Source organism: Prosthecobacter sp. SYSU 5D2, from assembly GCF_039655865.1.
GTDB lineage: Bacteria > Verrucomicrobiota > Verrucomicrobiia > Verrucomicrobiales > Verrucomicrobiaceae > Prosthecobacter.
This window is the reverse complement of the sequence record NZ_JBBYXL010000005.1, coordinates 226,844-240,789: the sequence shown is the minus strand read 5'-3', so window position 1 is coordinate 240,789 and position 13,946 is coordinate 226,844. Positions and strand designations below refer to the sequence as shown.

The window sequence follows — 13,946 nt, the reverse complement described above, 5'->3', positions numbered from 1 at the left end:
GTAGAATCCAGATGCCAGCCCAGCCCATCCAGTTCTACAACCGCCTGACCCAACGCCTGGAAACGGAGGCCGTGTATGGGGAGGGACCGCTGCGGTTCGTTTATGAAAATGCCCTGGGAAAGGTGGCCCTGCACGGGCTAGTGAAGCGAGCCTTGTTTTCCGACTGGTATGGCCGGCAGATGGATGCGCCCAAGAGTGCGGCGCGCATCCGCCCCTTCATCCAGCAGTATGGCGTGGACGTGGGAGAATTCGCAGAGCCGGTGGAGAGCTACGGCAGCTTCAATGACTTTTTCTACCGAAAGCTGAAGCCGGAGGCCCGGCCCGTGGTGGAGGAGGCGGCAGCGGTGGCCCTTCCGGCAGACGGACGGCATTTTGTGATCCCGGATGTGACGGTGGGACCGGATTTTTTTGTCAAAGGAGTGCGCTTCAATCTGCCTGCCTTGTTGCGGGACGAAGAGCTGGCCAAAAGGTATGAAGGCGGCAGCGTTCTCATCTCACGCCTCTGCCCGACGGACTATCACCGCTTTCACTTCCCCTGTGATGGCACGCCGGATACCCCCCGGCTGATCAATGGCCCGCTTTATTCGGTCAGCCCAATCGCCTTCATGAAACGCCCCAGCCTGTTCTGGGAGAACAAACGCTATGTGACGCGGCTGAGCACGCCGGACTTTGGACTGGTCACTCTCCTGGAGGTCGGAGCCACCTGTGTGGGCACCGTGGTGCATACCGCGCAGCCGGGCGTTCCGGTGCGGAAAGGGGATGAAAAGGGCTATTTCCGCTTTGGCGGCTCCTGCTTCATCACGCTCTTTGAGCGTGGCCGGATCCGCTTTTGCGAGGACCTGGTGGAGAACAGCGCCGTCGGCCGTGAGGTGTATGCCAGGGTAGGGGATGTGGCTGGTTGGCGGGTCTGACGACCGTATCGGAGGGGCTACTATCTGAGGTCCACCGGGGATTCTAGCTTGCCAAGGGGGCTTCGTTCGTGAAAAACAAAGGTATGGAGTCTCACGAAGTCATCCGCCAGGCCTTGGACAAAGGGCATGTGAAAGAAATCGCGGCCAAAATGGGCGTGTCATTGTCCCTGGTCTATAAGTGGGGACAGCGCGATGAAGAGGAAGGCAGCGGTGCCTCCAATCCCCTGGACCGCGTGCGCCAGCTTTACGAGCTGACAGGGGATGACCACCTCATCCAGTGGCTCTGCCACAAGGCCGAAGGCGTGCTGGTGAAGAACCCGCCCACCTGCAAGCTGGCCGGTCGCGAGGTGATGCTGGGCACCCAGGAGATCGTCCAGCAGTTTGCCGATCTGCTGGCCGCCATCAGCCATGCAGCTTCTGACAACAGCATCACCCAGGATGAGTCCAAAAAAATCCGCCATGAATGGGATGAACTGAAACGGCTGACCGAGCGCTTTGTGAAATGGTGTGAAGCGGGAGACTTTGCCCACCTGGCTGAGGATCTCAGCCGCAACCATCATTGATCCTTCCCTGCCGCTGCCGATACTGCTTTTTTAGACTGAATGTCCGACCTGAAAACCTATCTGACTGACCGCTGCGCCTATGTGGACGCAGTCCTTGACCTGCTGATCCCCTCCGCCGAGACCGCCCCGGCGACGATCCACAAGGCCATGCGTCACAGCGTCTTTGCCGGCGGCAAAAGACTGCGGCCCATCCTCTGCCTCGCAGCGGCGGAGGCCAGCGGCGGCAGCAAGGAAAGCGCCTCCTTTGCAGCAGCGGCGGTGGAGTGCCTGCACACTTATTCTCTGATCCATGATGACCTGCCCAGTATGGACAATGACGATTTCCGCCGGGGCGTGCCCACCTGCCACAAGGTCTATGGAGACGGCATCGCCATCCTGGCCGGGGATGCCCTGCAGGCGCTGGCCTTTGAGATCTTGGTGAAGACACCCGTCACTGTCCGCTATGGTGCCGGTGCCCTGGTCACAGAACTCGCCCGCACCGCCGGCAGCCTGCACCTTGTGGGTGGCCAGGTGGCGGATCTGGAGGGTGAAGGGCAAAAGCTCCCTCTGGAATCCCTGCGTTTCATTCATGAAAATAAGACTGCCGCCCTGCTGACCACCAGCCTGAAGCTGGGCGGCATGTGCGCGGACTGCCAGCCTGAGGAGCTGCAGGCCCTCCAGGACTTCGGCATGGCCACCGGACTGGCCTTCCAGATCATTGATGACATCCTGGACGTGACCCAGACCAGTGAAAAACTGGGCAAGAGCGCCGGCAAAGACCTCGCTTCCGAGAAGTCCACCTATCCGGCCCTCATCGGCCTGGACGCCTCCCGCGATGAGGCTCACCGCCTCACCCAGGTGGCGCACGATGCCCTGGCCGTATTTGGCAACCGGGGAGGCAGGCTGCGCGAGCTGGCAGACTACCTGCTCGCGCGGGACTATTGATCACGGGAAGCTCGTGCCCGCCAGGAAGGTGTTGTTGCCCTGGGTGAAGCTGTTGGTGCCCGCTCCCAGGTTCACGCTGATGTCTTTGTAGAAGATGTTGCCGGCATTGGGCACGACCGGGTTGCTGCCGAGCACCACGGAGTCATCCCCGGAACCGGTGATGATTTTCACAGTGCCAAACCACTGGCTTAAAACAGGTGAGCCAGGAGTGTGATCGAGTAAAATGCTGCTGCTACCTTCTCCAGCATTCAGGAGAAAATTCCCGCGCACCACCACATCGATAAAGGCACCAACAGAGGTCCCGGCGCCATGGATGGCATTGAGATGGCCATTGAACGAACTGTTATTGGCGATAAACTGATCCGTTTCCACTGACTTGCTCGTTGATTTTGTCGTCACGTTGCCCTGAACCAGGGTATCAGTCAGATAGAGCAAGGAAGATCCAGAACCCAAATTAGCCAGCATGGCTCCATTGATGGCCACCAGGTCAGATGCCCCGCCAGTATCTCCTAAAGCTATGAAGTCATCACCTGTTCCCCCCGTGTATTTGAGGGATCCGATGATTCCATCGGTGGGCCTCAGATACAGCGTATTGACTCCCGCGCCGCCGTTAAAATTGACGGCACGTTGAACAAAAAACTCCGTATTGGTGCTTTCAAATGTGTCTGTACCGATGCCTCCGGTATAATTGACAGCGCCTCCGATCCTCGCAGTCGCTCCGGTAAAGGTGGTGGCATTGTTACCACTTCCCAGTTTTAAATTCAAGCTGCCCAGCACATTAAACGATGGGGTGTTCACTGTCAGGATGTCGTTTCCATTCAGACTGGTGACTCCTAGACTGCCCCCCACAAACAGGGAGGCCGTCGGGGCCAGGTCCAGGATATTGGCACCATCCCCGAGGAGGAAGCTGGACACACCATTGGTGCGCAGGCTGGCCCCGTCGAATGCGATTCCGTCCACGCCGGCCCCGCCTTTATACACCAGGCTGCCTGCCGCCAGTGTGCTGCCGGCCAATGCCCCGAAAGTGTTGTCACCCGCACCCAGGTTGAGGTTGAACTGGCCGGCCAGTTGCAGCGCATAGTTGGGATCCATCCGCAGCTCGTCATTTCCTGTCAGGCCTTTGAACGTGAGCGTCGTGCCGCTCATGCTGCCGTTGTTTTCCATGATCAGGGAGTTGTTGCCTGCTTTCAAGTCCACCAGGACCGCCGCGCTGTTGAGCATCTGGCCGTTAAAATCCACCGTGTCATTGCCGGTGCCGCCGATCACTTTCAATCCGGACCCAAAGTTCAGGACGTCCGTGGAGGTGTTGCCAATCTCGATGGATGAATTCCCTGCCAGCACCGTGATGTTTACGGCACCCGCCGCTGAAAACTGGCTGCTGCCAATGGTCAGGGAGGGGGTGGTGCCTGCTCCGCCTGCGGCCTTGATCGTGAGGGCGCCGCCAGTCACTGAAAAGGACGTGGCGATAATGTCCAAATCATCATTGCCTGTCCCAAGATCCACGTTCAGACCTTTGGTCAGGACGAGAGTGCCGCCACCTTCAAAGTCCACATTGTCATCACCCGTGCCCGCCAGGATCTTCACGGCAGAAAGGATGGTGGAGGAGGCATTGAAATCAAATTCGTCATCACCGTCCCCCATGTTCACCTGAAAAGCGCCGCCAATGATGAAATTCTGCGTGCCGCCGGTACCGATGTCGATGTTGTCGTTGCCGGCCCCGGTGACAATTTTGATGCCCTTGGAAAGTATAAAGGCATTTTCCGCGCCGCTGCCGATGAGCCGGATGTCATCATTGCCATCTCCTAGATTGGCCTTGATGCCCAGCTGGGCAGGGATGCTGAAAGGAGCGGCCTGCACCACACCATTAAGGACGTAGCTGGTTCCGGCCAGGGGGTCTGTGATGTCCCATTCGCCATTCAGCGGATCATCAGTGATGCGGATGCCATTGTCAGCGCCATCACCGGTGATGGTCAGGACGCCGCCCGCCACAGTAAGGGTGATGATGCCCGCCGGAGCCAGCCGGGGCTCAAGATATTCAATAAGACCGGAACACATTGAGGATGACGTTTTCATAACTTTCAGATCACGGATTAGAGCTTTGAGGCACGGCTGAAACGAATGTGCAGGTTCATTGCGGAGCCTCTGTACAATTGGTTATACCCTGTTCAAAATTCAAGATTTCTGTTTATCCGGTTTTTTCCCGGACATCCTGCGTCTATCATTCCCCCCATGCCAAAATTGCCCCCCGCTGTGCTGCTGCTCATCCTTGTCTTTGCAGGGCTGGGTGCAGGCGTCTTTGTATCCAAACCTCCGGGAAAATCTGCCCTTACCGTTGAAACGGAGCTCGCTGCGGAAGCCGATGATCTGCCGGCCCAGATCACCTTGCTGGAAGGCCAGGTGGAATATCTTCAGGGCCAGGTGAATGCGCTGCAGGAGGAAAATTCCATGCTGCTGCAAAAGCTTGGCACCCTCGGCATGAAAGGCATCCCGCTGATGGATCCCGTGGCTGGACCTGAGGGTGACGATGTGGAGCCGGACTACGTTGGAATGGGCATTGAGCTGATGAAATTCCGCAAGCTCCAGGCGCTGCCCACCCCGACGGTGGGAGCCACTCAGACGGAGGTGGAGACCGCCATCCTCGCCTGGCTGCGCAAGCAGCAGCCGGAGGATGAAGGGCCCCGTTTTGCCCTGGCGCTGACAGCCCTCGGCTGGATAGACAAACCGGTGGACCCGCTGCCGCTGCGCGCCGCCCTCTGGGCCCGGCAGCTTGGCGGCTGGTATGACCAGGATAGCGGTACGCTGCTCATCACCGAGGAAAACCCCGTTCCTGGAAAACCTGCACCTGACCGGCCGCTGGCCATCGCCTTTGGCCAGTTGTTGCGGGAATTTGGCGGCACGCTTTTCCCGGAGGAGCGCAAAGAACCGCTGACCACGGATGAGCGGCTGGCCCGTGAATCCCTGCTGGCCGGGGATGCCGGGCTGACGCGCTTTTTATACAGTCTCCAAAACCCGCAAGCCTCACCCAAAAGTGACCTGCCCGCCGAGGACCCGGACCATCCATTGAACGAGATTCAGATACCCGTTTTCCTGAAAGAGCTGGCCATGTTTCCCTTCCGCCCCGGCTTTGAATTTGCCCAGACTCTCCACAGTGCCGGGGACTTTGCGCAGCTAGATGCCGCCTATTCACGCCCACCACGTGACTGTGCGGAGATCATTGAGGTGGAGAGGTATCTGGACAACAGCGCCCTTCCGCCCAGCCGGCCGCAATTCCCCAGTCTGACCGTCGCGGGTAACGAACCCTACTGGGATGATTCCCTGGGCCGCTTTGCCATCTTCAATGCACTGCGCACCTACAACAGCGATGAAGACGCCGGCCAGGCCGCGCGTGGCTGGCAGTCGGATCGTTTGTTAGCCTATGCAGCGCCGGATCATCCGCGTGACCACGCCGCCTGGCAGACCCAGTGGCTGACACCGGAACACGCCACCGCCTTTTTCAAAGCCATGCGCAACTGCCTCCTGCAACGGTACGATGTGAAGGCCGCGACAGACACGCCTGAGGAACTGGTCCTTGATGCCCAGGGACGTCACATCCGCCTGCTGCGCAACCGTAACGGCCAGGGCGTGCTGCTGCTGGATGCGGCCACGGCGGACTTCGTGAAAAACTTGCGCACCACCCTGGATGGAGACTCCAAGGCCGCCGAATGAGGCGAAGCCCCCCGTCATTTTTCCTAAGGGATCACAGGCAGGATGATGCGGGAGGAGCGGATGCCTCCGTGATGAACTGTTTGTTCGGCGTTTTCCAGCCGTGCATTGCTGTTGGGATCAGCAGCCGTGTTGTGGTTGCGGTCGTAATTGGGGAAGTCTGAACTGGTGATGTCCAGACGGATGCGGTGGCCCTTTTGAAACTGGTTGGCCGTGGGTCGGAGAGTGATCTTGTATTCGGTGACTTCACCTGGCGTGAGCAGTCTGGGGTCCGCCAGGCCATTCCGATAACGGGCACGAACCATGCCCATGGTGATGTCCCGGGTGCTGCCATCCGGGGCCACATCAATTAACCGCGCGAAGAAGTCCGTATCTGGAGCGGTGGAAGCCGCATGGAGAATGACCTGCGGATAACCGGTGACCTCCAGCGGGGCTGTGAGGGGCTGGCTTTGATAAACGAGAATGTCCTGTCGCTCCGCGAGAGGAGCCTGCTCCGCCGGGACGGTGAACATGGCAGGCGTCCAGAGGGTGGGGACAGGGTCGCGAGGATCGTAAGTATAACTGTTTGTGCCAACGGCCGAAGGCTCCTGACTGAGCTGGCCACCCCCGGCAGGGGTGTTGGCACTGCCTTTGCCGCCCAGGTAAAAAGTGTGCGGCACCGCACGGCTCAGCGGCCATTCGTTTTCATCCCGCCATTGATTGGCCCCCATGATGAAGATGCGCACGGGCGGCGCGGGGGAGGCATCTGCCGTTTTGCCTTTGAGCCAGCGGTCAAACCAGCGGATCTCCTCCGCTGCCAGGTTCAAGACTGCAGCGGGGCCGAAGTCCACCGTACCCTGCTTGCGCTTGCCACGCCCGCTATGACTCCAGGGGCCGATGATGAGGCGTGTCTGGCGTGCTGCAGCAGTGCTTCCATGCTGCATGAGGGCCTGGTCCAGCTCGATGGAGTCATTGCAATGGTCAAACCAACCGATGATGTCCAGATTGGGCACGGCGACTTGGGGACAGCCGTCGAGGAGGGCACAGGGGTCCAGATGCGGGTTTCGCAGCCAGTGTTTGACGGCGGCGGCTTCCCCCTCAAACACGCTGTCCGGCAGGTCCAGCCAGGGCAGAAATTGCATGAGCCGTTTTTCCTCGCCACTTTTCCACAGTTTCTGCGCCTCGGCCTTGGTGACGGGACCGGGGGCTCCGGAGCGCTTGCGCATGTCCGGTGACATGCCGGCATAAAACCAGGACAGACGCCGGCCTGGCCGAATGGTTCCAGGTCCCTCAAGCTGGGTGAGGCGGGGCGGAATGGAGCTCGCCGCCATGGCGACCAGGGAAGGTGGCCGGAGCGGGGCAAGCCGCCATTGCAGGAAAGCATTGTATGAAGCCCCAAAGGTACCGGTCTTGCCGTTGGAACCTGGCAGCCGGGCGGCCCACTCCACCGTGTCATAACCGTCCTCGGCATCATGAGTATCGAAGCGGTAAAAAGATTCATATTCCCCCTCCGACTCATATCGTCCGCGCGCATCTTGGCAGACGACGATGTATCCCGCCTTCACATACGCATCGAACTTTTTCCCCTGCTTGCCATAAGGCGTACGCATCACCAGCACCGGATAGGGTCCTCCCGTGGCTGGCCGGAAGACATCCGCTCGCAGGACCACCCCGTCCCGCATCGGTACGGCGACATTGCGGGTGACCTCAACAGCCAGGTCTCTGGCGGATACCAAGCCGCCAGCGAAGAGCGCGTACCATAAAAACGCAATTCTGGTTAGGTGGACATGAGGCTTCGTGTTCATCAAAGATGAAAACGCCCGCCCATTCATCAGATTGCGGACAAAAGCTGGCGGACGGTGAAAAGACAGCCAAGGTCTTGCACTCAACGTCGGATTCGGTATCCAGGACAGCCATCATGATTGCCAAGCAAGTGCTCTACACCGGCCGTGTCCAAGGTGTCGGTTTCCGTTATTCCACCAAGCAGATCGCCTCCGGCTACGATGTCACCGGATCGGTGAAAAACCTGCCCGACGGCCGGGTGCAGCTCCAGGCCATGTCCTATGATGCTGACGAGCTGGAGGCCTTTCTCGCCGCCATTGATGAAAGCAGTCTGGGTTCCCTGATCAAGGAACGCGAGGTCTCCGTCATTCCTGCGCTGGTGGGACAGAGAAGCTTCGTGATCGAACGGTAGGACAGAGGGCAGCGTGTTTCAGCGCGGCTCAGCCTGCCCATTCTCAAGGGAGGCGGGCCTGCTGGCAACCAGTGCCGCCTCAAAGGTCCGTGGCAGCACGACCTCAAACCGGCTGCCTTCCCCAAGGGCGGATTCCAGCCTGAGCTCCCCCTTCAGCAGCTCCACCAAGCGGCAGGATATGGCCAGTCCCAGCCCGACGCCACGCGCCTGGGAGGTGCTTTCGGCACGGTAGAACTCTGAAAAGATCTGCTTTTGATCCTCCTTCGAAATGCCTGACCCCGTGTCCGCCACCGAAAGGCTCCACCGGTCATGTTCCACAGGCTTGAATGATAGCCGGATCTCTCCCTTGGAGGTATATTTGATGGCATTGGAAAGCAGGTTGATCACCACCTGCTCAATCTTCCGCTCATCCCCAAACACGGTCTCAAGGCTCGCATCGCAGTGCGCATGCAGTGCGAGGCCTTTCTCCTCCGCCATGAGGCGGTAAACGGCCAGGACATGCTTCAGCAGGCTGGCCGGTTGAAACGTCACCGGCCTGACGATTTGCTGTCCATTGACCAGAGCAGAGAGATCCAGAAGATCATCCAGCAGCTCCTTCATGTGGCTCACGCTGCGCGAGAGAGTCGTCTGCATTTCACGGACTGGTTCCGCCGTCTCATCTTCAATCAGTTCCGCCGCCAGGCTCAGGCCGTTGAGCAGATTGCGCAGCTCATGCGACATGTTATGAAGGAGGCGGGCACGCGAATCACTGGCATGAATCAGATTCCGCTGCTGCTCATCCACAAACTGCTGGGTGGAACTCCAGCTCAGCTCATCCAGCATCTTGTGAAGACGCTCCGTCATCACCAGCCGGATCTCTGGCGAGAGGGGGCCGTGCTCCTTCTCGATGCGGAAGATGTGGCGGATCATGACCGTGCGGAAGATGGTCAGCTCCCTGACAACCTCTTCCAGCCTGTAACCTTGCTCCCATCGGTAGCTGCCGTGCTTGCGGGCATTTTCAGCGATGATTTCTGAATTCTCCCGGCTTTCCCAGCGGAGAAGTTCGGCCACGGATTCCAGAAGCTGCGGCAGATGGTCTTCCAGGCCTGATTTGGAGATGTATTCGGATGCCTGGATGCTGCGATCTGCATGCACTGCACGCAGCCAGTCATCCATGATCTCACGTTTGGCCTGCTGCAGGGTTTGCGAAAGTTTGAGTAGGAGGGCGCGGTCAGCGGGGGTCACGCTGTTATCATCGCACTTTGGCATGGGGGTGCCAGCAAGATCGTCTGTTCGGGCTTAATGCATCATTTCACTTTCATCGGATATGGCAGACTGAACTGGTGCTCGGAACGCTCCTCCACATATCGGCTCTTCTCCACCAGCTCGTTCAGCGTCGTGTCATAGGTGAGAACCTGGACGCGGTTTTCCCCTGGCAGAAAGCGATAAAGCCGCAGCGGCCCTGAGGAAGTGTAATCGGAAAGAAGAGCGTGTACCGTGTTCCCATGATCGCCTTGTGTGGAAAGCTTCATGGCCGTGCAGCGGCTCTGGTCGCCACAGAAGATGAAGCCCAGATTGGCGTGCTTGCGGTATAGCTTGTCCCACATCTGCTCCGCCGTATTGCCGCGGCTGCCATGGTTTTTCGTCCAGTTCATTCGGCCCTTCGGGTCTTTGATGTAGCCTTCAGTTGTCTTCGGTTTTTCCCGGATGCCCAGGTCCATGTGGGTGGTGATGAGGGCGCGGCGGGCGGCATGCTTCGTCAGCAGGCTGTCGGCCCAAGCCAGCACGTCATCCGGCGCGTTGCACTCCAGGCTCAGGTGGATGAAGTCCAGCCCGCCAGCACTGAAAAGCTGGTAGCTGTTGGCATTGTTGCCGGAGATTTCAGGCGTGGGTCTTTTGGGTTCAAACGCGCCACCATACCAGGGGAAATCGCGGAAGCGCTCCGCACCAAAGTGCTTTTGAAAAAGGGAGGAATCTCCGCTGCCCTTCATGTCATGATTACCCACCACAATGCTGTAAGGCACCTCGCCATGAAGCTGGTCCATGCACTGCCGGGCCACCGTCCATTGATCCTCGTTGTTCTTGTCCACAATGTCTCCGACATGGGAGACAAAGACCACCTTTTGGCTTTTCAGATTCTCCTTGATCCAGCGGACGTGATTTTGGAAAACGGGGTTGGTCATGGGGGCAGTGCTCTCGGGTGAGTGCTTGGCCCCTTTTCCCAAATACTGCTGCGTATCTGGAATGACGACGATGGTGAAACTGCCCTCTGGAGCCGCATCCAACCCGGCGGCCTGGGCCATCGGCACCCCCGCCAGTAGCAGCAGCGTCACATAAAATAGATGAAGGATAGCGGTGGGAGATAATCGGGTCATTGGCAGAATCACTAAACGGACCTGAGCCGATGATCTTTTGGTTTCCGCATCTCATTTCATCTGCAACCATACTCACTATGAACACCCGCATCGAAAAAGACAGCCTGGGTGAGATGCCCGTGCCTGCGGACGCCCTGTATGGAGCCTCCACCCAGCGTGCCGTGTTAAACTTTCCCGTCAGCGGCAGACCGGTGCCCTACCCCATCATCCATGCTTATGGTCTGATCAAATGGGCCTCAGCGCAGGTGCATCATGACCTCGGGCTTCTCTCCCAAGAACGCATCACCCTCATCCAACAGGCCGCGCTGGAAGTGGCCGAGGGCAAGCTGGACGCTCACTTCATCCTGGACGTCTATCAGACGGGCTCCGGCACCAGCACCAACATGAATGTTAACGAGGTCATCGCCAACCGTGCTTGCCAGCTCGCGGGTCGGCCCATCGGTGCCAGGGATCCGGTGCATCCGAATGACCATGTCAACATGGGCCAGTCCTCCAACGACACCTTCCCCACTGCCATCCACCTGGCCGTGGCGCAGGAGCTGCAAAACAGCCTGCTGCCTGTTTTGCAGAACCTCCAGTTAGGCCTGGCCCGGAAAGGCGAGGAATTTTGGGACGTTCTCAAAATCGGCCGCACGCATCTCATGGATGCCACACCCGTGCGGCTGGGCCAGGAGTTCAAAGGTTATGCCCGCCAGATGGAGCATGGCGTGGACCGCGTGCATAAGGCGATAAAAACCCTGGCCGAGCTTCCCCTGGGCGGCACCGCTGTGGGCACCGGGCTGAACTGCCACCCGGAATTTCCCGCGCGCGCCATCGCCCTGTTGGCGGAAAAAACCGGCCTGCCTTTCCGCGAGGCGGAGGACCACTTCGAAGCCCAGGCGGCCAAGGATGCCCTGGTGGAAGTAAGCGGCCAGTTGAAGGTCATCGCGACCAGTCTTTTCAAAATTGCCAACGACATCCGCTGGCTCGGCTCCGGGCCCCAGTGCGCCATTGGTGAGATCAGCCTGCCCGCCACACAGCCCGGTAGCAGCATCATGCCAGGCAAGGTGAACCCCGTCATGTGCGAAAGCCTGATGCAGGTCTGCGCCCGCGTCTTTGGCAATGACGCCACCGTCACCTGGTGCGCGGCCAATGGCAATTTTGAGCTCAATGTCATGATGCCCGCACTGACCACCGCGCTGCTGGAAAGCATCGGGCTGATGACCAATGCCACCCGTCTCTTCGATGAGCGCTGCATCCAGGGCATCGAGGCGCGAAAGGACCGCTGCAATGAACTTATCGAGCAAAGTCTGGCTTTGATCACCGGCTTGAATTCTAAAATTGGTTATGACAAGGCCAGTGTCATTGCCAAGGAAAGCGCGAAGACCGGCATTCCCGTCCGGCAGCTCTGTCTGCAGCGCCTTGATGAACTCGGCATCACTGAAGCGGAGCTGAATGAGGCTCTTGACCCGGCCCGCATGTGCGGCCCAGATGCAGCCATGGTGGGCGGTGCTGGCGGTTAATTTCCAGGTCAGCGCCGCTCCCAAACCGTGCGCCCGCCGAGGACAGTGCGAACGGCCTGGATCTCGCGGATCTCCTCCTCCGGGCAGGTCAGGTAGTCGCGGTCAATGACCACATAATCCGCCAGCTTGCCAGGCTCCAGGCTGCCCAGCTTGTCTTCATCAAAGCTTAGCCAAGCCCCCCATTGCGTCACCGCACGCAGCGCATCCAGGCGGCTGAGTTTTTGATGAGCACCATGGATCTCGCCCAGATCATTCTTCCGGCTGACCGCAATGTACAACATCAGGAAAGGATTGAAGCTGTTCATCGCCTGGTCAGGATCAAACCCGATCATGTGATCGCTGTTCGTGGCCACCGGAACCCCGCCTTCGGCCCAGGCAGCGAGACCCAGAAAACGGTCCACCCAGGACTGCCCGTAGATCTTGGCGATGAAATCGGAATCGCGGTAATAAAGATACCCCTGGGTATCCACGCCAGCGTTGAGCTTCTTGGCCAGGGCCACCATCGCCTTATCCGGAAAATAACAATGAATGAGATTAAAGCGGCGCTGCAGCATGTCCGGCTGCTCATTGGCCACAGCCTCCACCGCCCGCAGCACCTCCATGGCCCCGCCATCGCCGGTGACGTGCGCACTCATCGGCCAGCCGAGCCGGTTCACCGTGCCAAAGATCTCCCGCATCTGCTCCGGCGTGTAGTTGCGCTGGCCTCCATAAGCAGGGTCCGTGTTGCGATAAAACGCCGTACGTTTTTCACCATGCGGCTCGCTCAGCCAGGTGGTGCCCCAGTGGATGCCCCCATCCACGGTGATCTTCAGGCAGGTGGCCCGCACCATGTCATCGCCTTCGCCCGGTTTCAGCCCCAGCTTTTTCAGATAGCTCTCCACATCAGCCGCCTTCTGCGCTGAAAAACGGAACGTGCCACGCATGCGCGTGGTCAGCTCGCCTTTAGCCGCAAGCTCGCAAAACAAGTCATGCCCAGCGCGGTCCGTGGCGCGTTCGAAAATCGTGGTGATGCCCACCGAATTATAAACCTGATGCAGCTCCTTCAATTTAGCCCTTACAGCCTCCGGTGACGGAGCCGTCTTCATCGGCTGCAAAGCGCGAAGTGCCGCCTGACCGCCGCGCATGAGCACCGGCCGGCCGTTTTCAAAGACCACCTCGCCACCGCTGACCTGGCTGTCCGGTCCGGTCACGCCCAGCGCCTTCCATCCTGCCGAATTGAGCACCGTTTTCGTCACCGATACGAAAATGACCGGATGTTCCGTGGTGGCCGCATCCAGCTCCTCCGGCGTGGGAAAACGGCGCTCTTTGAACCGGGTGATCTCATTGCGCGGCACCTCGATCCAGGTTCCAGCGGGATGCTGCGCCGCCTGTTCACGTATCCATGTCTGCACTTCCGCGATGCTGGACAGCTCCTGGTAATCGCCTTCCAGCGCCGCCTTGGAGGCACCCATGCTGTGGCAGTGGGTCTCGATGAAACCCGGCAGCACCATCTTGCCCCCGAGGTCCACCACCTGGGTCTCCGCGCCCGCCAGCTTGCGCACCTCCTCATCCGTGCCCGTGGCGGTGATGCGGCCATCCGTCACCGCCATAGCCTGCACCACCCGGTCACCTTCCAGGGTCACAATGCGCCCGTTGACCAGAATCTCCTGCGGTGCGGCCAGCAGACTGTTCGCTGCCAGACCCATGCACCCTGCCAATGCCCAAATCGCGTGTTTCATGACCGGAGTGTACGCGGCCAGCCGGACAAATTCACCGCTTCATGAATGCTTTTCTTCCTCATCGCATCTTGAAGGACGGCCCAAAGACGGCACGTTGAA

General features: G+C 59.3%; 11 protein-coding genes. 6 read left to right on the top strand and 5 right to left on the bottom strand.

Features of this window, described 5'->3' with window-relative positions:
* Positions 1–11: 11 nt before the first annotated feature.
* The 3 genes from WJU23_RS10290 to WJU23_RS10280 all read left to right on the top strand — a co-directional run bounded on the left by WJU23_RS10290 (position 12) and on the right by WJU23_RS10280 (position 2,398).
* Positions 12–911 carry a phosphatidylserine decarboxylase gene (locus tag WJU23_RS10290; protein WP_346332473.1) on the top strand — a complete coding sequence of 300 codons (900 nt, stop codon included), beginning with the start codon at positions 12–14 and terminating at the stop codon, positions 909–911.
* Positions 912–994: 83 nt separating this feature from the next.
* Positions 995–1,474 carry a helix-turn-helix domain-containing protein gene (locus tag WJU23_RS10285; RefSeq protein ID WP_346332472.1) on the top strand — a complete coding sequence of 160 codons (480 nt, stop codon included), beginning with the start codon at positions 995–997 and terminating at the stop codon, positions 1,472–1,474.
* A 39-nt stretch (positions 1,475–1,513) separates the two neighbouring features.
* Complete coding sequence (locus tag WJU23_RS10280; RefSeq protein WP_346332471.1) at positions 1,514–2,398, top strand: polyprenyl synthetase family protein; 885 nt, start codon at positions 1,514–1,516, stop codon at positions 2,396–2,398.
* Here the strand turns inward: WJU23_RS10280 and WJU23_RS10275 are convergent, their stop codons facing one another.
* Positions 2,399–4,453 (bottom strand): hypothetical protein, encoded by a 2,055-nt coding sequence (locus WJU23_RS10275; protein ID WP_346332470.1) that lies wholly within the window; start codon positions 4,451–4,453, stop codon positions 2,399–2,401.
* Positions 4,454–4,627: 174 nt separating this feature from the next.
* Here WJU23_RS10275 and WJU23_RS10270 point away from each other — a divergent pair, with 174 nt between their 5' ends.
* Complete coding sequence (locus WJU23_RS10270) at positions 4,628–6,103, top strand: hypothetical protein (RefSeq protein ID WP_346332469.1); 1,476 nt, start codon at positions 4,628–4,630, stop codon at positions 6,101–6,103.
* Positions 6,104–6,126: 23 nt separating this feature from the next.
* Here the strand turns inward: WJU23_RS10270 and WJU23_RS10265 are convergent, their stop codons facing one another.
* A complete protein-coding gene (locus WJU23_RS10265; RefSeq protein WP_346332468.1) occupies positions 6,127–7,815 on the bottom strand; it encodes a CocE/NonD family hydrolase in 1,689 nt (562 codons plus the stop codon).
* 182 nt (positions 7,816–7,997) lie between these two features.
* Between WJU23_RS10265 and WJU23_RS10260 the strand changes: the two genes are divergently transcribed.
* Entirely contained in the window at positions 7,998–8,273 is a 276-nt protein-coding gene (locus WJU23_RS10260) for an acylphosphatase (protein WP_346332467.1), read from the top strand.
* An 18-nt stretch (positions 8,274–8,291) separates the two neighbouring features.
* On the opposite strand, the gene WJU23_RS10255 is transcribed toward WJU23_RS10260, so the two are convergent.
* Entirely contained in the window at positions 8,292–9,521 is a 1,230-nt protein-coding gene (locus WJU23_RS10255) for a sensor histidine kinase (protein ID WP_346332466.1), read from the bottom strand.
* A 38-nt stretch (positions 9,522–9,559) separates the two neighbouring features.
* On the bottom strand, positions 9,560–10,627 hold the full coding sequence (locus tag WJU23_RS10250) for a metallophosphoesterase (protein WP_346332465.1): 1,068 nt from the start codon (positions 10,625–10,627) through the stop codon (positions 9,560–9,562).
* A gap of 77 nt (positions 10,628–10,704) precedes the next feature.
* On the opposite strand from WJU23_RS10250, the gene WJU23_RS10245 reads away from it, so the two are divergent.
* Positions 10,705–12,129 carry a class II fumarate hydratase gene (locus WJU23_RS10245; protein WP_346332464.1) on the top strand — a complete coding sequence of 475 codons (1,425 nt, stop codon included), beginning with the start codon at positions 10,705–10,707 and terminating at the stop codon, positions 12,127–12,129.
* An 8-nt stretch (positions 12,130–12,137) separates the two neighbouring features.
* Here the strand turns inward: WJU23_RS10245 and WJU23_RS10240 are convergent, their stop codons facing one another.
* Positions 12,138–13,847 carry an amidohydrolase gene (locus tag WJU23_RS10240; protein WP_346332463.1) on the bottom strand — a complete coding sequence of 570 codons (1,710 nt, stop codon included), beginning with the start codon at positions 13,845–13,847 and terminating at the stop codon, positions 12,138–12,140.
* Positions 13,848–13,946 lie beyond the last annotated feature (99 nt).